We start from the raw sequence: 20,583 nt of genomic DNA, 5'->3' as shown, positions 1-20,583 counted from the left end.
TAATGACTGATCTGTTAATGCTTAAAAAAAGACACGAATCATCTTATTGAATCATCGTGTCTGTCTAATATTATTTGTTGATTTGACCCATTACTTCATCAGCGAAGTTATCTTGACGTTTCTCGATACCTTCACCCACTTCGTAACGAACGAATGATTTTAAAGAGCCACCTTTTGATTTAAGGAATTCAGCAACTGTCTGATCAGGGTTTTTAACGAACGGCTGATCGACTGCACAGATTTCTTCAAGGTATTTACGAAGACGACCTTCAACCATTTTTTCAACGATATTTTCAGGTTTACCTTCATTTAATGCTTGCTGCTTTAAGATATCTTTTTCATGCTCAAGTTCTTCAGCAGAAACTTGCTCACGAGAAACGAATTTAGGGTTAAGTGCTGCAATGTGCATTGCAACGTCTTTTGCTGCTTCAGCGTCAGTTGAGTTTTCTACTACAGCAAGAACACCGATACGGCCGCCCATGTGTAAGTACTCACCAAATGTGTCAGCATCTGTTTTAGTTGCAAGAACAAAACGACGTAACGTTAATTTTTCACCAATTGTTGAAATTGCTTCGTTCATTTTATTTTCAACTGTTTTACCGTCTGACATTTCTGAAGCCATTAACGCTTCAACATCAGCTGGTTTAGAAGTTAAGATGTGATCTGCCATTTCTTTTACTAATGCTTGGAAACCTTCATTACGTGCAACGAAGTCAGTCTCAGAGTTTAATTCTAAAAGAACTGCATCGTTACCTTTAGAAGCTACATAAGTTGTACCTTCAGCTGCGATACGGTCCGCTTTTTTAGCTGCTTTAGCGATCCCTTTTTCACGTAAGTAGTCTACTGCTGCATCAATGTCACCATTTGTTTCAGTTAATGCTTTTTTGCAGTCCATCATACCTGCGCCAGTTCTTTCACGAAGTTGTTTTACTAATTGTGCTGTAATTGCCATGAATAATTCCTCCAGATAAAAGTAATGTTCTTCACTCATTAATCATACTAAATTGTCAGCCAAAAGGCGAAATATTTACATGATTTCTTTAAAAAAGGTGATAAGTAAACTTATCACCTTAGTTTATTATGCTTCAGTCGTTTCTTCAGATGTTGCTGGAGCTTTTGCTTCTGTTAAGTCGATGTTCTGCTCAGCTGCAACTTCTTCATCTGAAACGCCTTGTTTCGCTTCAAGAATCGCATCTGCCATTTTACCTGTTAAAAGTTTAACGGCACGGATAGCATCGTCGTTTGCTGGGATAACGTAATCGATTTCGTCAGGATCACAGTTTGTATCAACGATACCAACGATTGGAATGTGTAATTTTTTAGCTTCAGCAATCGCGTTACGCTCTTTACGAGGGTCAACAACGAAGATAGCTGAGGGCATAGATTTCATATCGCGGATACCGCCTAAGAATTTGATCAGACGATCGTATTCTTTTTTAAGCTCAACGACTTCTTTTTTAGGAAGGACTTCGAAAGTACCGTCTGCTTCCATTTTTTCGATTTCAGCAATACGTTTTACACGTTTGTTGATTGTTTTGTAGTTCGTTAATGTTCCACCTAACCAACGTTGGTTGATGTAGAACTGACCTGAACGCTCAGCTTCTTCTTTGATTGCTTCCTGCGCTTGTTTTTTAGTACCAACGAATAATACAGTACCGCCTTCTTCAGCAATAGATTTCATGAAGTTGTAAGCTTCTTCAACTTTCTTCACTGTTTTTTGAAGGTCGATGATGTAGATACCGTTTCTTTCTGTGAAGATATATTTCTTCATTTTTGGGTTCCAGCGACGAGTTTGGTGTCCGAAATGTACACCAGCTTCTAACAATTGTTTCATTGAGATAACTGCCATTTTATTTTCCTCCTATTGGTTTATTCCGCCACTACAGGCAATTCCAGAACAGCATGATGCTGCACCACTGAAATACTTAGCTATAGTGTGTGAATTAGCTTTTTTAAAAGCCGTTTACTAATATATCACATTGAACAAAAAAAAACAACCATATTAATGGCTGTTTTCAAGTTCTTTCAGGAACTGTTCTTTCTTGATTTTAATGAATGTTCCTTTCATACCAAGTGATCGTGATTCAATGACGCCTGCACTTTCAAGTTTACGCAGTGCATTGACGATTACTGAACGTGTAATACCAACTCTATCCGCTACTTTTGAAGCGACAAGCAGCCCTTCATTCGCATTCAGTTCCTCGAAGATATGCTCAATCGCTTCTTTCTCAGAGTAAGACAGAGAATTGATGGCCATTGTAATCGCTGCTTTGTCACGGGCTTTCTGCTCGATTTCTGTATGTTTTTCACGCAGGATTTCCATGCCGACGACTGTTGCGGCATATTCGCCGAGCACTAAATCATTCTCGACAAAATCTTTGTCCACACGACCCAGTACAAGTGTACCTAATCGAGTGCCGCCACCTTTAATAGGAATAATCGTAGTCATACTCTCTTTAAAGAGATTCTCATTTTCAGGTGGAAAGACGGTCAATTTATTTTCGAGAGGAATATTGGATTCTGTTTCTTCTACTTTAAGAATGTAGTCAGTATATTCTTTAGGAATCTGACGCTCTTCAAGCATTTTGATGATGCGTTCATTCTTCAGAAGTTCGTTGACACCGAAGCCAAGAATTCTACCGCGACGAGAGATGATGAAGACATTCGACTGCATCACGCTACCCAGCTGATCAGCCATTTCTTTAAAATCGACTGCTAGTCCTTCATGTTCCTGTAATAATTTGTTGATATCACGTGTTTTCTTTAATAAAGACATTTTATGCTCTCCTTTAGAGTATAAATTCGCTGAGATTTTTATTTTTTGCAATCGAACCAAGTTTTGATTCAACATACTGCTTCGTTATTTCAACATGAGCATTCGGCATTTCAGGTGCTTCAAATGATAAATCCTCAAGCATTTTTTCCATGATCGTATGAAGACGTCTTGCACCGATGTTATCCGTTTCCTGATTGACTTCAAATGCAATTTCAGCAAGACGTGTAATCGCTTCGTCAGTAAATGAGATCGTCACGTCTTCCGTCGCTAGTAAACTCTCGTACTGACGTAAGAGCGAGAGTTTAGGTTCTCTCAGGATCTTTTCAAAATCTTCTACTGATAATTTGTTCAGTTCGACTCTGATCGGGAAACGACCTTGTAATTCTGGAATCAGGTCACTTGGTTTAGAGACATGGAAAGCGCCAGCACCTATAAAGAGAATATGTTCTGTATTGACCGCCCCATATTTAGTCTGTACCACGCTGCCTTCTACAATCGGCAGAATGTCGCGCTGTACGCCTTGGCGGGAAATATCCTGTCCTCTTTCAGAGCTGCCGGCAATCTTATCGATCTCATCGATAAAAACAATACCGAGCTGTTCTGTCAGCTGGACTGCTTCTTGATTGACGGATTCCTGGTCAATCAGTTTACCCGCTTCTTCATCAATTAGAATCGGACGCGCTTTTTGAACGGTCAGTGTTCTTTCCACTTTTTTCTTCGGCATCATCTGACTGAGCATATCCTGCATATTGTTACCAGGCATATCCATACCAAACGGCAGACTTTGTTCCTGCTCGACTTTAATCTTGATGACTTCTTCTTCTAATTCACCTGCTAACAGGCGGCGTCTGATGTCCTGTCGCTTCGTTGATACTTCAGGCGTAACCTCTTCTTCTTCAGGCAGATCCATCATTGGCATCTGACCACTGAAAAGTGCTTCAAATGGGTTTGAACCACTCTGTTTCTTCTTCTTGATAGCAGGTACCAGTAATTGAACGAGGCGTTCATCTGCCTGTTTAGTGGCTTCATCTAAAACTTCTTTCTTCTTCTCTTCTTTGACCAGTCGAATTCCATTTTCAACTAAATCTCTGATCATGCTTTCGACGTCACGTCCGACGTATCCTACTTCGGTATACTTCGTTGCTTCTACTTTAACAAAGGGTGCACCGACCAGGCGGGCAATACGGCGGGCTATCTCAGTCTTACCCACGCCGGTTGGTCCCATCATCAAAATATTTTTCGGGATGATTTCCTGCTGCAGCTGGTCATCCAGTTTCGAGCGACGATAGCGGTTGCGTAAACTAATCGCTACTTTTTTCTTCGCTTCTTCCTGACCCACGATATGCGCATTCAGTTCAGCTACGATTTCCTTAGGTGTCAATTTCAGTTTTTGATTCATAGTCTCCCCCTAAAGTTCCTCAAGAATAATGTTATGGTTCGTGAACACACAAATATCCGCCGCCGTCTCGAGGCTTGCCTGTGCAATTTCACTGGCAGATAGATGAGGTGCATGTTTTTTGAGAGCGCGACCGGCACTCAGTGCGTAGTTGCCGCCTGAACCGATAGCGATGATATCGTCATCCGGTTGAATGACTTCTCCCGTCCCACTCACAAGGAGCAGCTCTTTATCATCCATGACGATGAGCATGGCTTCAAGCTGACGAAGCATTTTATCACCGCGCCATTCTTTTGCCAGTTCTACAGCAGCACGTGATAAGTTACCATTATATTCATAAAGTTTCGATTCAAACTTCTCGAACAAAGTAAAAGCATCTGCAACACTTCCGGCAAAGCCAGCGACTACTTTATCGTCATAAAGACGACGTACTTTTTTGGCTGTCGCTTTCATAATAACCTGTTCCCCGAGTGTCACCTGACCATCGCCCGTCATAGCCGTGTGGCCGTCGTGTCTGATTGCAAATATTGTAGTCAATTCATTTCTCTCCTTTAGGCACGAGGATGTGCACTTAAATAAGTTTGTCTGAGATGTTCTTTTGTCACATGCGTATAGCGGCCTGTTGTCGATAAATTAACATGTCCCAGTAAATCCTGAACCGTTCTGAGGTCAGCGCCTTCATTTAAGAGATGTGTCGCAAACGTATGACGCAGCATATGGGGATGGATATGCGACACCTGACCTGTTCGCTTTATGATATCAGTCAGAATATAACGGACACCTCTCGCTGTCAGTATACCGCCCTGCTGATTAATCAAGAGCCCATCATGATCTTTCGCGTACTTTCGTCTGAGCAGCAGGTAATCCCTTAAGCTGTCAAGCGCAAAGTGGCCAAATGGGACGATGCGTTCTTTATTCCCTTTACCCAGCACTTTGAGCACCATCATCTCTTCGTCAATATCCGTCAGCTTAAGACTGACGAGTTCAGATACCCGGAGACCCGTAGCATACAGCAGTTCAAGAATAAAGCGATCTCTTTTGTGAAATGGTTTTCCTTGATCAACTTCAGCAAAGAGTCGTTCCATTTCCTCCTCGTAAAAAAACTGAGGCAGATATTTATCCTGTTTCGGATGAATCAGGCTGTCAAATGGATTCGTCTCTTCCTGATCCAGATTTAAAAACCGGTAAAAGGTCTTCAGACTGGAAATCTTTCTGGAAACAGAGGCACGCGTCAGTTTCTGGTTATATAAGTACACGAGATAGCCTCTCGCATCTCGATATTGAAACGTTTCAATCTGTAGATGCTGTTCTTTTAAATACTGTTCAAATTGTACAACATCCTGAATGTAAGCCGTCTGAGTATGAGGTGAAAATCCTTTTTCAAGCAGCAGATAACGGCTGAAATCTTCTATGGCCTTGTTCATTATAGCACCCCATTTATCCGAATTGTATCACAATTCAGAAATTATTATCAATTCATAGCTTTACAATGTGACTTTAAATTGATCAAGGCTTTCAAGTGCTTTATGCGCAAGCGTTTCATACCGTTCTTTTTTATCTTTGATTCGTTTTTCAAGGCTTGGTAACAGACCGAAGTTCGCGTTCATTGGCTGGAAGTTTTTCGCATTCGTATGTGTGATGTAATGTGCCATCGCACCAATCATTGTTGATTGCGGAAATACAATCGGCTGAATCCCTGTCGCTATCTTTGCGGCATTAATGCCTGCAATCAAACCACTTGCTGCACTTTCCACGTATCCTTCGACACCTGTCATCTGACCTGCCAGGAACAAATCGTCTTTTCCTTTAAACTGATAAGTCGGCTGCAGATTAGTCGGAGAATTGATAAATGTGTTACGGTGCATCACACCATAACGGACGATTTCCACGTTCTCAAGACCCGGAATCAGCTGAAGAATTTCTTTCTGTGCGCCCCACTTCAGATGCGTCTGGAAACCGACGATATTGTATAACGTACCTGCTGCATCGTCCTGACGTAACTGGACAACCGCAAAAGGACGTTTACCTGTTTCAGGGTCTTCCAGTCCAACTGGCTTCATAGGTCCGAATAATAATGTTTTACGGCCACGTTTCGCCATCTCTTCAAATGGCATACAGCCTTCAAAATAGATTTCTTTTTCAAATTCTTTAAGTGGCACCACTTCTGCATCCAGAATGGCCTGATAGAAGCGGTCAAATTCTTCTTCCGTCATCGGACAGTTCAGATAAGCGGCCTCTCCTTTATCGTAACGGGACTTCAGGTAAACTTTATTCATATCGATAGAGTCCTTCTCTATAATCGGAGCTGCTGCATCATAGAAATAAAGGTGATCCTGTCCTGTCAGTTCCTGAATGCTTTTAGAAAGTTTTTCAGTTGTCAGAGGTCCAGTTGCCACGATAGTCGGTCCTTCTGGAATCGAGTGAATTTCTTCATTAAATACAGTGATATTGGGATGTTTTTTTAATGTATCCGTGATGTAGCCACTGAATTCATGACGGTCTACTGCTAATGCGCCGCCGGCAGGAACACTTGCTGCATCTGCTGCTTTCATGATCAGCGAGTTGAGTCTCCGCATCTCTTCTTTTAGAACACCCACACCATTTGTCAGTGCATTACCTCTTAATGAATTTGAGCAGACAAGCTCAGCAAATTTATCAGTATGATGAGCAGGTGTCTGTTTCACCGGTCTCATTTCATATAAGTTCACTTTAATATCGCGTTCTGCCAGCTGATAAGCTGCTTCAGAGCCGGCAAGACCAGCCCCGATTACATTTACTTCTGTCGTCATTATAATTCCTCCTTAATCCTTACTGATTGTAATATATTCTGATAATTAAATAAACTAAAAGAACGATGTGCTTAAGCACATCGTCAGTTTATTGTGGTTTTTCTTCGTATTCACAGTTCGTGCAGACCACTTGAATATTCTTGCCTTTCTTACGTTCAACAAGCTGTGATTCACATTTCGGACATTTTCTTGGCACTGGTTTATCCCATGAAATATAGTCACATTCTGGATAGTTGGTGCAGCCGTAAAAAATACGATTTTTCTTCGATTTCCGCTCGACTACCTCGCCATTGTCACACTTCGGACAAGGCACTCCGATTGTTTTAACGATTGCTTTTGTATTACGGCAGTCCGGAAAATTGGAACAAGCCATAAATTTACCGTATCGTCCCATCTTGATAACCATCGGAGAACCGCATTTTTCGCAGTCTTCTCCAGCAGGCTCATCCTTGATTTCAATCTTCTCCATCTCTGCCTCTGCACGTTCTAAATCAATCTTGAAGTTGTCATAGAAAGCAGCAATGACTTTTTTCCATTCCATCTCACCGTTTGCGACACGGTCAAGTAAAGCTTCCATATTGGCAGTGAAATCAACTTCGACAATCTCTGGGAAGTATTCTTTGACACTGTCATTGACGATAGTCCCAAGTTCCGTCGGATAAAACTTCTTCTGATCCACTTTCACGTAGTTACGCTTCTGAATCGTATCAAGTGTCGGTGCATAAGTAGAAGGTCGACCGATGCCCTTCTCCTCAAGTGTCTTGACGAGACGTGCCTCGGTATATCGTGGCGGGGGCTGAGTAAAGTGTTGATTTTCAGCGATATCTGTCGCCTGAACTTGATCACCGACCTCAAGTTCAGGTAGTCGGTTTTCCCCTTCTTCTTCCGCATCGTCCTGGCCTTCAATATAAACGCTCATAAAACCTTTGAATTTAATCGTCTGACCATTGGCACGGAATTTGATGTTGCCTTGAGTGAGGTCAACGGCTACTGTATCGATGACAGCGGGTGCCATCTGACTCGCCATAAAGCGTTCCCAGATCAGCTTATATAAACGAAGCTGGTCTCGTGACAGGTAGTCTTTCATTGCATTCGGTGTGCGAAGCGCTGAAGTTGGTCGGATAGCTTCATGGGCATCCTGCGCGCCTTCTTTTTGTTTGCCTTCCTTACGCTTAGATAAATAGTTGTCACCGTACTGTTCTTTGATGTAACCTGCTGCCTCACTTTTAGCAGTCTCAGAAATACGTGTGGAGTCTGTTCTCATATAAGTAATCAGACCGACCGTTCCTTGTTTTTTAAGGTCAATCCCTTCGTACAGCTGCTGAGCGAGCATCATCGTCTTACGTGCTTTAAAGTTCAGTTTACGTGCTGCTTCCTGCTGCAGGGATGAAGTTGTGAACGGGTTAGCAGGATAACGGAGCTTTTCTTTTTTAGAAACGTCTGTGACATCGAACTGATCACCAGATAACTGGCTGACTATCGCTTTGACATCATTACTGTTTTTCAGTTTCTTCGGTTTATTATTCTCATGCAGGAACTTCGCTTTAAAAGTGACACCATTATGTTTAAATGTGCCATCAATCGTCCAGTATTCTTCAGGTTTGAACGCATTGATTTCTTCCTCACGGTCAATAATCAGCTTAAGTGCCACAGATTGAACACGTCCTGCTGACAGTCCTTTTTTGACTTTCTTCCATAATACAGGTGAGATGTTATAGCCGACGAGACGATCGAGTGCTCGACGTGCCTGTTGTGCATCCACTAGTTCATGTTTAATTTCGCGCGGAGATTTAAAACTCTCCTTCACAGCATCTTTTGTTATCTCATTAAAAACAACACGTGATTTTGCTGTTTGATCTATATCCAGTATATGTGCCAAATGCCAGGCAATCGCTTCACCTTCGCGGTCCGGGTCACTTGCGAGATAGACGTGTTTCGCTTTTTTCGCATGTTTTTTTAAATCCTGTACAACAGGACCTTTACCGCGGATCGTAATATATCGAGGTTCAAAATTATTATCAACATCAATGCCCATCTGACTACGCGGTAAGTCTCTGACGTGTCCCATAGAAGCAATGACTTTAAATTTCTTTCCTAAATACTTTTCAATGGTTTTTGCTTTTGCAGGCGATTCAACAATGACAAGATTCTCTGCCAATTGTATCTCCCCTTCTTAACTCGTTTTCAAGTGTAAATGATAACGGTCAAGGATAGTGCTGTCAATTATTAAATTTTCAGACGATAAAATCTTCGAGGATATCACTCGCCTTTAAACACATCTTTGCCCCTTCAAAAATCTTCAGATTACTGCCTTCAGAATACTGACTTGTAACCGGCCCCGGGATACAGTAGACGTTTCGGTTCTGATCAAGCGCCTGATCCAGTGTGATCAAACTACCCGAGCGTTTTTTACTCTCAATGACCAGCACCCCTTCAGCAAGTCCGCTGATCAGCCTATTGCGTTCTGGAAACTGCCATGTCTTTGGTCCCGCAAACGGGGGATATTCACTGACCACCAGCTGATGTTCTTCCATATAGCGTCTGAGTAAAGCAGTTTCGCTCGGATAATGATGCAGGTGGCCGAAGCCGAGTACGCCGATTGTCCGACTGCCGTGTTCCATGGCAGCTAGATGCGCATCAGCATCAGTTCCTTTAGCCAGACCACTTACGATAGTCAGGTCACGTAGTTCAGGCATCAAACGCGTGAGAACCTGTATTGTATAATCTGTCCGCTCACGACCACCTACGATTGCAAGCGCCTTGTTCTGTGCAAGTTTAATATCCCCTCTGTAGAAGAGGACGAAAGGAAAGTCGTAGATTTCTTTTAATAAAACAGGATAATCAGATTCATGATAAAACACCGTCTGAATTTGATCACGGCTCAAGTTCTGTCTGATTTGTGTGCTATCAAGTTTTTTCAGGCATTGTAGCTTGGCACGTAGACGCTCATCCTGCCCTTCTCTTAGCAGCATCTCATATTTTTCAGTGACGAAGTCAAAACAGCCAAACTGACGATAATACTGATGAAGCTGTTTCGTAGTAAAACCTGCATAAATTAATTTTAGAATCAGATCATTCATGTCTTCACCTCAACTTCATCTTAAATGTATTTGATAAAGAATCAGTAACAGAACTATGAACTTTAAACATTCATTATGTAAATTTTATCGAGAAAAAAAGTTGATTATAATTACAACTAACAAAAAAAGGCAGACATCAGTCCGCCTTTTAACATATTATTTAACTGTTAAACATTTTTCGTATAAGCCGTCTTCTTCTTTAATACGTTCTACTAATGTAGAACCGATATCAGAAGGTGTCGCAGCTGTTTTAATGCCAGCAGCATTCATCGCTTTGATTTTTTCTGCAGCTGTACCTTTACCGCCTGAAATAATCGCACCTGCGTGACCCATACGTTTACCTGGAGGCGCTGTCTGACCACCGATAAAGCCGACAACAGGTTTTGTCATGTTCGCTTTCACCCATTCAGCAGCTTCTTCTTCAGCTGTTCCACCGATTTCACCAATCATCACGACAGCATAAGTTTCAGGGTCATTGTTGAATGCTTCTAAACAATCGATGAAGTTTGTACCGTTAACCGGGTCACCACCGATGCCGACAGCTGTCGTCTGACCGATACCGAGCTGAGTTAACTGGTGAACTGCTTCGTAAGTGAGTGTTCCTGAGCGGGAAACAACACCGACGTGACCTTTTTTATGAATATAGCCTGGCATAATACCAATCTTACATTCGTCAGCTGTGATAACACCCGGACAGTTAGGTCCAACGAGGCGTGTTTTCTTGCCTTTCATATAGCGTTTCACTTTAACCATGTCGAGAACTGGAATATGTTCTGTAATACAGATGGCAAGTTCAAGTTCAGCATCTACACATTCAACAATGGCATCAGCTGCAAATGGAGCTGGCACGTAGATAACAGATACTGTAGCGCCTGTTGCTTTAACTGCTTCCTCTACTGTATTAAAAACAGGCACGCCTTCAACTTCCATGCCGCCTTTACCAGGTGTAACACCGGCTACGATCTGTGTACCGTATTCAATCATCTGTTTAGTATGGAAAAGAGCTGTTGATCCTGTAATCCCTTGTACTAATACTTTCGTATTTTTATCAATAAATACTCCCACGAATTTCTCCCCGCTTCCTATTTAGCTTGTTTAACTAATTCAACGATTTTCTGTGCCCCTTCTGCCATTGTACCGGCAGGTGTGATCGCTAAGCCTGAGTTCTCCAGAATTTCTTTACCCTGGTCAACGTTTGTACCTTCTAAGCGCACCACAAGAGGAATCGTCAGTTCAAGTTCTTTAGCTGCCGCAACGACACCTTCAGCGATAACATCACACTTCATAATACCACCAAAGATATTGACGAAAATACCTTCTACTTTATCGTCACCTAAGATGATCTTGAATGCTTCTGTTACTTTCTCTTTCGTCGCACCGCCCCCTACATCCAGGAAGTTTGCCGGATTGCCGCCGAAATGGTTGATAGTATCCATCGTTGCCATCGCAAGACCCGCACCGTTGACCATACAGCCGATATTGCCATCGAGTGCAATATACGCAAGGTCATATTTAGATGCTTCGATTTCTTTTGGATCTTCTTCTTCTAAGTCACGAAGTTCAACGATGTCTTTATGACGGAAGAGTGCATTAGAATCAAAATTGATTTTTGAATCAAGCGCAAGTACATCGCCTGAACCTGTTGTGACAAGCGGATTGATTTCAATGATAGAAGCATCTTTCTGGATGAAGACATCATAAAGACCCATCATAATTTTCACTGCTTTATTCACAGATTCTTTAGGAATATTGATGTTGAACGCTAAACGACGCGCCTGGAACGGCATAAGACCTGTTACAGGGTCGATGACTTCCTTAAAGATTTTTTCCGGATTAGATTCAGCTACTTCTTCAATTTCTGTTCCGCCTTCTTCTGACCCCATTAAAACAACAGAGTCAGTGGCACGGTCCAAAACGAAACCAAGATAATATTCTTTTTGAATATCGCAGCCTTCTTCTACTAACAGACGTTTGACTTCTTTACCTTCAGGGCCCGTCTGATGTGTCACCAGTACTTTACCTAAAAGTTCTTCAGCATAACCTTTCACTTCATCTAAGCTTTTCGCAATTTTAACGCCACCCGCTTTACCGCGGCCCCCTGCGTGGATTTGAGCTTTAACGACGTAAACGCCCTCTTTTAATCCTTTTGCTACTTCTACTGCTTCGTCAGGTGTATAAGCAACTGAACCATTAGGTACAGCTACACCCATTGAGCGAAAAATTTCTTTCCCTTGATACTCATGGATATTCATCTTCCATCCTCCTAAATACGGGTTAAATTCAGCTTACGGTTCAATTATAGAAAATGTAAGCGTTATTGTAAACGATAATTGTCAGACATTGCTGATAATTGACTTAATGGGTTCGAATGTCCGGCGGTGTATCGGAGAGATTCCTCGTTCCTCTATGCCCGCTAAATGTTTTGCAGTCCCGTAGCCGGCATTCTGACTGAAATCATAGCCGGGGTATATCTTGTCATAATCCGCCATCAATCTATCGCGGTATTCTTTTGCAAGAATACTCGCTGCGCTGATGGAGACACTGCGCATATCTCCTTTAACAATCGCTTCTTCGATTAAGCCGGTATCAAGCGTCATGGCATCGATCAAGAGAACAGTCGGCTTAACCTTCAGACTTTCTACAGCACGTCGCATCGCAAGCTTTGACGCCTCGTATATATTGATGTCGTCGATTTCTTCTACAGAGGCTATCCCAATGGCATAATCCCGCACCTGACTGAGAAGACTTGTTTCAATACTTTGACGTTTCTTCGCAGACAGTTTTTTCGAATCTGTCATACCCGGATAATAATGACCTTCTTCCAATATGACGGCACAGGCAACAACGGGACCAGCGAGTGGTCCTCGCCCTACTTCATCTATACCGCAGATAATTTCACCTGGATAACGATTCTCAAACTCCATCGCCTGCAAATAGTTTTCTTTGATTTTGACAGCCTGTTCCAGCTGCTTCAGTCTCTGTGCGACCAGTTTTTTGGCACCGGTCCGCGTGTCCTGCCCAAAATCATTTAAAATATCTTCCGCCACATGATAGTCCTGCAGCTCGTTTTTAAGGTCACTCAGTTTCATCCGGTTGTCCTACTTCTTCTACCCGGTCAAACGTATAACGGCCCACTTTCGCATTCCGAATATCACGAACGACAAGTTCAATGACAGATTCATAATCAATTTCATTTCCTTTGTTTTTCATACCGCGGCTTCTGCCGATCTGATCGAAGATTTCCAGATATGGATCATTTTCTTCTATTGTAATATTGTAATGTTTATTAAGCGTTTCAAGATCGTGCATCTGCATGTATTCAAGTCCGTAAATAGCCACTTCGTCAAGATGGACAATGCTGTCTTTAATCGCACCCGTCAGACTGAGCTTTTTACCGACAACCTGATCTTCAAATTTCGGCCAGAGTATACCCGGTGTGTCTAACAGTTCAAGTGTTTTACCGACTTTGATCCACTGCTGTTTCTTTGTGACACCCGGCATATTACCTGTCTTAGCAAGTGATTTTTTAGCAAGACGGTTGATAAGAGTTGACTTTCCGACATTTGGAATACCTACAATCATGGCACGTATCGCACGTGGTCGGAGTCCTTTTGCAGCTAGTCTTTCAAACTTTTCTTTCGTCACCGCTTCTGCTGCTTTGATGACCATATTTAAGTTCTTGCCGTTCTTCGCATCCAGCGCAACCGGATAGACGCCTTCAGCTTCAAAGTGCTTCATCCATTTCGCTGTCTCTCTCGGGTCTGCCATATCCATTTTATTGAGCAAAACGACGCGAGGCTTATCCTTGATGATATCACTGATCATCGGATTACTGGAGGAATATGGAATTCGTGCATCCAGTAGTTCAAAGACACAGTCCACCATCTTCAGCTGTTCTGTTACTTCGCGTCTTGCTTTGGCCATGTGGCCGGGAAACCATTGTATTGTCAAAGTCATTACCTTCTTTCATTATTCTTTAAGTTAATTCATGTTATGATAAAGTCTGAAATCATTAATCAGCATTAAAAAGGAGTCATCATGAAATTATCATTAATCATCCCTATTTATAATGAAGAAAAAAATATCAGTCGACTTCATCATTCTATCACACAAACCATGACAGAAAATGATTATAATTATGAGCTTATTATGATCAATGACGGTTCAAGCGACCGTTCTATTGAGATGATTGAAGCGCTTAGTAAACAGGATCCGCATATCAAATATGTTTCATTCTCACGTAACTTTGGTAAAGAATCTGCTATGCTAGCCGGCTTAAAATCTGCCACAGGAGATGCTGCGATTATACTGGATGCCGACCTTCAGCATCCGCCCGAACTAATTCCACAGTTTGTCGCGGCTTACAAGGAGGGATATGATCAGGTCGTCGCTCGTCGTGACCGTGACGGTGAACATATACTTCGAAAAATTCCAAGTCAGCTGTTTTATAAACTGATCAACTTTAATGTAGATGTCGATCTCGTTGACGGTGAAGGTGACTTCAGACTTATCTCTCGTGTCGTGATTGACTCAATATTGTCACTCGATGAATACAACCGCTTCTCAAAAGGAATTTTTGAATGGGTCGGTTATAGTAAAAAAACCATTCCATTTAAGAATGTTCAACGTGAAGCCGGACAATCATCATTTAATTTCCTGTCTCTATTAGATTATGCGATAGACGGCGTCTTAAGCTATAACAACAAACCGCTTCGGGTCTGCTTTTATTTCGGGACGGTAACTTTAATCATTTGTCTTCTCTATATTTTGACGACTTTGATTCAGATCATCTTCCACGGCATCGATGAACCAGGCTATTTCACCATCATTTCTGCTATCCTCTTTCTCGGCGGTGTTCAGCTCTTCAGTCTAGGTGTCATCGGTGAATATATCGGCCGTATTTACTCTGAAAGCAAGAGACGACCTCACTTTATTGTTGAGCGGACGAATGTTGAGGCGCTGAAACATGACTAAACTGTTCAGCTCTGCATTTATCCGTTTTGTCATCGTCGGCGTTATCAATACGGTCAACTATTATGTGATGTATTTACTGCTGCTGAATATTGCACCTTATATGGTCAGTCATATCACCGCATTTCTCTGGTCGTTTATCTGTTCCTACTATTTGAACTGTTATTTTGTTTATCATGTTAAGCCGAAATGGTCAACGTTCCTGAAGTTCCCGCTGACTCAAGTCATCAACATGGGACTGCAGACCTTACTGCTGATGCTTTTCGTTAAAATGGGACTGGACGAAAGACTCGCCCCGTTCCCGGCACTTATTATTACAGTACCTGTCACTTATTTCATCGCAAAATATATTTTTGTTGAGGACAATCATGAAAAATAAAAAGTATCTATTTCCTTTTCTTTTTCTGCTGCTCGCTGTTTTCGGTCACAGTTTTTATATTTATCGTTTCATTAAAGATGGCACTATCTTCACTGGACCTAATGATGGTCTTGAACAGATGCTGCCTTTCCAGCTGTTCCTCTATGATAAATGGTCACACGGCGAGTTTTTCTATGACATGAACTTTGGTCTTGGCGGCGATTATTATACTGACCTCGCCTATTATTATTCAACATCCGTCGTCTTTTATTTCAATATGGTAGCTGTCTGGTGGCTGAATCTTCTTTTTCATTTTAAGACAGACACCATTCAGTTCTGGGCAGTCAATGCATTTTATATTTCCATCTTTAAGTCTGCTGCAGCCATGTACTTCACCTATCTTTATTTCACTTATCTGAAGGTGAATCGTGCAAGTGCTGTACTTGGTGCATTTCTGTTTCTGACGTCAGCGATTTACTTCCGCTTTACGCTTTACTGGTCTTTCTTTTCTGATGTCTTTATCTTCCTACCCCTTCTCCTCCTCGGGATAGAGAAGTACATTCAGGACAAGAAAAAAATCTGGTTTATTGCGGCCGTTGCTTTGTCTCTGATCAATAATTTTTATTTCGCTTATTATCAGATGCTGTTCGGTGTCATCTATTTCGTTCTGCGCATGATTTTCCGATCAGAGAGTGACCGTGCAACGCGACTCGAACAGTGGAAAGCATTTTTAACGATGACACTACTCGGCACAGGGATTTCGATGTTCAGCTTTTTCTACGGGGTCAAAGGATTTATGCAGAACGACCGTGCGCCTTATACGGACCCGATGAAATTGTTCAATACATTTGACCAGCACGCCAATATTTTTTATGACAACTATTTAGTGATCGTGCTCTATATTGCATTGCAGGCGCTCTTCACTTTCAAGTTCTACCGTTCTTATTTCTATCGTTTCTTTGCACTGTTGACGATTGCACTGATTTACTTAAGCTTTATGCCTTTTATCGATTCTGTCTTTAATGGCTTTTCAGCCCCTCAGAAACGCTGGCATTACTTGCTGACCTTTTTCTCAAGTGGCCTGATTGCCATGTATATAGCGAAGTTCCGTCAGATTTCTATTCAGAACTATCTCTATTCATTACTGCCAGGCTTCATTATTGTCAGCTTGAGCTATATCTATATTGATAAAAAAGTAGAATGGATCTGGTATATGCCAGTTATTGCGATTATCGGTCTCTTCATTCTGCTACTTAAAAATAAACCGGCTCAGCACTACCTGTACTATGCTCAGATTGCTGCGATTATGCTGCTCAACTGGCATATCGTTAAAGAACACAATCTGTATGATAACTACAATCCGGGTATCGACAGCCGTGCGAAGATGTCTTATATCGAGTCCAGCGTCTATAACTCAGGGCTGCAGCAGGAAATTATTGATAGCTTGAAGTCAAAGCTTAAACCAGGAGAACGCATCGACTGGCGTGTCCTGGAACAGGATAACACCCCGCTTTATCAGAGTTTCCCTGGCGTCAGTCTTTATTCCAGTATTTTTGACGGTTCTCTCATTGACTTCTACTATAATCAGCTGAAAATCAATTTAAAAGAAGAATCCATCAGCCGTTACTCTACTTTTCAGTCGCGCAGTAATCTGGAGTCGCTTTTTAATGTACGCTATCTCGTCAGAAAAGATTATCAGACAGACATCCCTGAAAACTTCAAGCTGATTGAGACAAAAGGCAAGTATAAAATATATGAGAATACATTGCCTCTGCCAGTCGCTAAAGTCACAGACACCATTTTTGATGCTGACGACTTAAAGACGCCGATCGACCGGGAACATGCGATGTTGAAGGGTGTTGTGATGAATACAGATTCAGACACTGCAATAAATCCCGCTGAAAACTTACTCAGCAGAAGCACTATTCAGGCTTCAGGTGCCAAGTGGCAGACCTATAATGAATCTTTAATCGTTAATCCTCCAAGCGGCGGTGTGGTGATCACATTACCTGAAGATGCACTCAGGAAGTATCAGGATTTTTACGTTGAGCTCCATGCTGAACTGACTTCAGCTGAAAGCAATATTCAGATTAATGTCAATGGTTATGCCAATAACCGTCTGTTTAAGTCAAGTAAATACCGGACGCATCAGGATGATCTGCTATACAGGGTCAAACCTAAAAATGGCAAGATTCTGGTCGGCATGACAAAAGGCGCCTATCGCTTTAAAGTACAGGGAATTTACGGCGAAGATTATCAGACTCTAAAAAAAGCAGAACGAGATAATGGCATCCAGTTTACTGAAAGTGGCAATCGTATGCAGGCGAAACTGGACACTCATCAGGCAGGCTACCTCGTCACGCCGATTATTTACCGCGATGGTCTGACAGCTCGAGTTGACGGTAAGAAAACAGAAGTTGAAAGAGGTAATTATCTGCAGGCGGTCGTTAAAATACCTGTTGATGCTAAAGTCGTCGACTTCAAGTATGTGCCGCCTTATTTCTATCTGACTGTTCTTATATCCGTTCTGTCACTCATTGCTGCGATATTTTACTTAAAACCGGTGCAAAGGAAGCGTAAATCATGAAATTCAAAACATTAGCGACTTGTCTCGTTCTGTCGCTTCTGGCCCATAGTGTTGTCATTTACAGGTTCGTCACTGAAGGCATTCTCTTCTCGGGTAAAGGTGACAGTATCGCGCAGATGATTCCTTTCCAGCTTTATTTATATGAGCAGTTCTCAAAGTTCAACTTTTTCTATGATATGGGCTTTGGTATTGGCGGCGATTTCTTTCGCAGCCTTGCCTATTATTATTCGACTTCACCGATTGCCTATATCAATTTCGGTGTAGTCTATCTGCTCGACTTATTGCTGCCGCTGAACACTGGCAGTCCCGATTTCTGGTTTGTCAATCAAATCATCGTTTCTGTTTTTAAATTGACGGCAATACTTTATGTCACTAATCGTCTCTTTAAATATCTCGGCATCAATCGATATGCAAGCATGGCAAGTGCTTTTCTATACGGCTACTCGACCGTCTATTTCTTTTTTACGTTTACCTGGAGTTTCTTCAGTGACGTCATGTTCTATCTGCCGCTCACTATACTTGGCATGGAACGATTTTTTGCTGATCGAAAGATCGGTATCTATATTTTAGGAATCGCACTGACGCTTCATTCCAATTTTTATTTCAGTTATTATCAGTTCATTTTTGTGATGTTCTATTTCGTCTACCGGACTGTTTACAAAAAAGAGAGCGACAGCGTCTCACGCCCGACTAAGATCAAAGTGATCGTCATCTCGTCTGTTATTGCACTGATGGTCAGTGCTGTCGGTTTTTCGACCGGTGTCACGAGTTATGTGTTGAACGACCGGACACTACCGCCGATTAAACTGAAGCCTTTTATCGATTTTATTATCCACTATAATTTGTTTTATGATGGCTACTATATCGTCATCCCCTTTATTGCGGTCATGGCATTGTTTACTTTCAAGCTATACAGAAACTATACATTCCGATTGTTCGCCGTCATTACCTGGCTCTTTATGGCGGGTTCATTGTCGCCATTGTTCGACAGTTTCTTTAATGGCTTTTCTATCGATCAGAGACGCTGGGTCTATATGCTCGCATTCTCATCAGCCGGGCTGATAGCAACCTACCTGCATCATTTAAAGAACCTGAACCTAAAGGACATTGCTATTTCACTGATTCCAGTCTCCATCATTTATAGTCTGTCCATTATCGGTGCCGGTAAATCGCTCGTCTGGCTGCTATTTATTCCGGTCATCGCAGTCACTATCATGCTCTATATCAATAGACCAAAGGTCGCCACTTATCAGTTTTTAGCCGTCACAATCGTCATTATGAATCTTTTCTTTGTCTATGACTATATCCGTGAACAGATGGATACACTGCACCCTTTCTATGAGCACGACTTAGCGTTTGTCCAGTCAGATAAATACAACAGCGAGACGCAGCGCTCAATCATCAATGATATTACAGAAGCATCACCTGCTGCCCGGATAGACTGGCAGACGTCAGCGACTCATAACACACCGCTTTATCAGCATTTCAATGGCATTAAACTGTACTCAAGTATATTCGATAAAGATATCTATCAGTTCTATGACAAGGAACTAAATATTACGATGGACACAGACAGCAACAGTATTTACTACCGTTTAGGTGAACGTGCCAATTTGTACAGTCTCTTTAACGTCAACCATTCCATCCGGACAGATAACGTTGCGACATTGCCTTATGGATTTGAACTGACTGACCAGAGACAAGGCAAAGACAAAAGTTATTCTGTCTATCACAACACCAATGAGCTGCCACTTGTCAGAGTCACTGATAAAGTGTTTAATCCGAATGAACTGAAGACACCGATTGACCGTGAGCATGCGATGCTTGACGGTGTTGTACTGGACAGTCCATCAAACAGAAAAGTGACGCCTGCTGAGAATCTTCTATCCAAGGCATCGATGTCGTTGAATAATGCGACCTATAACGGTAAACAGCTGATCGTCAATCAGGACCAGGGCGGCATCACTTACAAGCTTCCTAGGCGTCTGGCTGACCGCTATAAAGATTTGTACGTGGACTTAAGCATCGAATTAAAAACGCCGAGTCGCTATCATTACGTCTGGATCAATGAAATCTATCAGTCACGTAAACCGCTTGATGATGACTACCGTCGCTTTAACCCGACCATTACTCTACGTATCAAAGCGTCTGATTTAATTCAGCTGAAGCTCATGTCAGGCACCTATACGTATCAGATCAACGGTATTTACGGTGAAGATTATAAGACACTGGAATCAGCTACAAAGCAGCAGAAACATCAGCTGACTCAGACAGGCAGTAAACTCGTCGCGACACTGAGTCCGCATGACACAGGGTACGCCGTTATCCCCACCCCTTATTTAAAAGGGATGTCAGCTAAAGTGGACGGTAAGAAAGCTGAAGTTTCTGAAGGCAACTATTTAATGACTGCTGTCAAAATAGACGAAAGTGCCAGGAAAATAGAACTTTCCTACACACCGCCCTACTTCCACCTCATGCAGTTCATCAGCCTTATCGGTCTGGTCATTGCTATCTGGTATACGCGAAAAGTGAGTCGAGGAAAACACAGCATTGTAACCAATAAAGAAGAAATCGAAACATTTGCGCCCCCTGCTGAATAAATAAATCCCGTTATATCTTAAAAGAT

General features: G+C 42.1%; 17 protein-coding genes. 4 read left to right on the top strand and 13 right to left on the bottom strand.

Annotation, left to right across the window (positions count from 1 at the left end):
• Nucleotides 1–70: 70 nt before the first annotated feature.
• The 13 genes from tsf to ylqF all read right to left on the bottom strand — a co-directional run bounded on the left by tsf (nucleotide 71) and on the right by ylqF (nucleotide 13,992).
• A complete protein-coding gene (gene tsf / locus MGG13_RS05140) occupies nucleotides 71–952 on the bottom strand; it encodes a translation elongation factor Ts (RefSeq protein ID WP_133432058.1) in 882 nt (293 codons plus the stop codon).
• 126 nt (nucleotides 953–1,078) lie between these two features.
• Nucleotides 1,079–1,849 (bottom strand): 30S ribosomal protein S2, encoded by a 771-nt coding sequence (rpsB, locus tag MGG13_RS05135; RefSeq protein ID WP_239035603.1) that lies wholly within the window; start codon nucleotides 1,847–1,849, stop codon nucleotides 1,079–1,081.
• Between the two features lie 153 nt (nucleotides 1,850–2,002).
• Nucleotides 2,003–2,776 (bottom strand): GTP-sensing pleiotropic transcriptional regulator CodY, encoded by a 774-nt coding sequence (codY, locus tag MGG13_RS05130; protein WP_133432056.1) that lies wholly within the window; start codon nucleotides 2,774–2,776, stop codon nucleotides 2,003–2,005.
• 13 nt (nucleotides 2,777–2,789) lie between these two features.
• Nucleotides 2,790–4,175, bottom strand: a complete 1,386-nt coding sequence (hslU, locus tag MGG13_RS05125) for an ATP-dependent protease ATPase subunit HslU (RefSeq protein ID WP_133432055.1) — start codon at nucleotides 4,173–4,175, stop codon at nucleotides 2,790–2,792.
• Between the two features lie 9 nt (nucleotides 4,176–4,184).
• Nucleotides 4,185–4,709: an HslVU peptidase proteolytic subunit gene (hslV, locus tag MGG13_RS05120; protein ID WP_133432054.1), complete on the bottom strand. Its 525-nt coding sequence runs from the start codon at nucleotides 4,707–4,709 to the stop codon at nucleotides 4,185–4,187.
• Nucleotides 4,710–4,723: 14 nt separating this feature from the next.
• The gene (gene xerA / locus MGG13_RS05115) at nucleotides 4,724–5,596 is read right to left on the bottom strand and encodes a site-specific tyrosine recombinase/integron integrase (RefSeq protein ID WP_239035602.1); all 873 of its coding nucleotides are present in this window, start codon (nucleotides 5,594–5,596) and stop codon (nucleotides 4,724–4,726) included.
• 60 nt (nucleotides 5,597–5,656) lie between these two features.
• Complete coding sequence (gene trmFO / locus MGG13_RS05110) at nucleotides 5,657–6,961, bottom strand: FADH(2)-oxidizing methylenetetrahydrofolate--tRNA-(uracil(54)-C(5))-methyltransferase TrmFO (protein ID WP_239035601.1); 1,305 nt, start codon at nucleotides 6,959–6,961, stop codon at nucleotides 5,657–5,659.
• Between the two features lie 88 nt (nucleotides 6,962–7,049).
• Nucleotides 7,050–9,125 carry a type I DNA topoisomerase gene (gene topA, locus MGG13_RS05105; protein WP_239035675.1) on the bottom strand — a complete coding sequence of 692 codons (2,076 nt, stop codon included), beginning with the start codon at nucleotides 9,123–9,125 and terminating at the stop codon, nucleotides 7,050–7,052.
• Between the two features lie 70 nt (nucleotides 9,126–9,195).
• Nucleotides 9,196–10,041 (bottom strand): DNA-processing protein DprA, encoded by an 846-nt coding sequence (dprA, locus tag MGG13_RS05100; protein ID WP_239035600.1) that lies wholly within the window; start codon nucleotides 10,039–10,041, stop codon nucleotides 9,196–9,198.
• 156 nt (nucleotides 10,042–10,197) lie between these two features.
• Nucleotides 10,198–11,106 carry a succinate--CoA ligase subunit alpha gene (sucD, locus tag MGG13_RS05095; RefSeq protein WP_133432049.1) on the bottom strand — a complete coding sequence of 303 codons (909 nt, stop codon included), beginning with the start codon at nucleotides 11,104–11,106 and terminating at the stop codon, nucleotides 10,198–10,200.
• Nucleotides 11,107–11,123: 17 nt separating this feature from the next.
• Entirely contained in the window at nucleotides 11,124–12,293 is a 1,170-nt protein-coding gene (gene sucC / locus MGG13_RS05090) for an ADP-forming succinate--CoA ligase subunit beta (protein WP_239035599.1), read from the bottom strand.
• 81 nt (nucleotides 12,294–12,374) lie between these two features.
• The gene (locus MGG13_RS05085) at nucleotides 12,375–13,130 is read right to left on the bottom strand and encodes a ribonuclease HII (protein ID WP_239035598.1); all 756 of its coding nucleotides are present in this window, start codon (nucleotides 13,128–13,130) and stop codon (nucleotides 12,375–12,377) included.
• On the bottom strand, nucleotides 13,117–13,992 hold the full coding sequence (gene ylqF, locus MGG13_RS05080) for a ribosome biogenesis GTPase YlqF (RefSeq protein WP_239035597.1): 876 nt from the start codon (nucleotides 13,990–13,992) through the stop codon (nucleotides 13,117–13,119). Before ylqF ends, MGG13_RS05085 begins: the two co-directional genes overlap by 14 nt.
• Nucleotides 13,993–14,079: 87 nt before the next feature.
• On the opposite strand from ylqF, the gene MGG13_RS05075 reads away from it, so the two are divergent.
• Genes MGG13_RS05075 through MGG13_RS05060 form a run of 4 tightly spaced genes read left to right on the top strand, consistent with a single transcriptional unit; the run spans nucleotide 14,080 to nucleotide 20,557 of the window.
• Nucleotides 14,080–15,015 carry a glycosyltransferase family 2 protein gene (locus MGG13_RS05075; protein WP_239035596.1) on the top strand — a complete coding sequence of 312 codons (936 nt, stop codon included), beginning with the start codon at nucleotides 14,080–14,082 and terminating at the stop codon, nucleotides 15,013–15,015.
• Nucleotides 15,008–15,391 carry a GtrA family protein gene (locus MGG13_RS05070; protein WP_239035595.1) on the top strand — a complete coding sequence of 128 codons (384 nt, stop codon included), beginning with the start codon at nucleotides 15,008–15,010 and terminating at the stop codon, nucleotides 15,389–15,391. The genes MGG13_RS05075 and MGG13_RS05070 overlap by 8 nt, the downstream gene beginning before the upstream one ends.
• A complete protein-coding gene (locus tag MGG13_RS05065) occupies nucleotides 15,381–17,957 on the top strand; it encodes a YfhO family protein (RefSeq protein WP_239035594.1) in 2,577 nt (858 codons plus the stop codon). The genes MGG13_RS05070 and MGG13_RS05065 overlap by 11 nt, the downstream gene beginning before the upstream one ends.
• A complete protein-coding gene (locus MGG13_RS05060) occupies nucleotides 17,954–20,557 on the top strand; it encodes a YfhO family protein (protein WP_239035593.1) in 2,604 nt (867 codons plus the stop codon). The genes MGG13_RS05065 and MGG13_RS05060 overlap by 4 nt, the downstream gene beginning before the upstream one ends.
• Nucleotides 20,558–20,583: the final 26 nt, after the last annotated feature.

The sequence above is a fragment of the Macrococcus brunensis genome (assembly GCF_022343725.1).
In the GTDB taxonomy this organism is placed as follows: Bacteria; Bacillota; Bacilli; order Staphylococcales; family Staphylococcaceae; genus Macrococcus; species Macrococcus brunensis.
The sequence above is the reverse complement of the archived record's forward strand: the minus strand, read 5'-3'. Positions and strand labels throughout refer to the sequence as shown.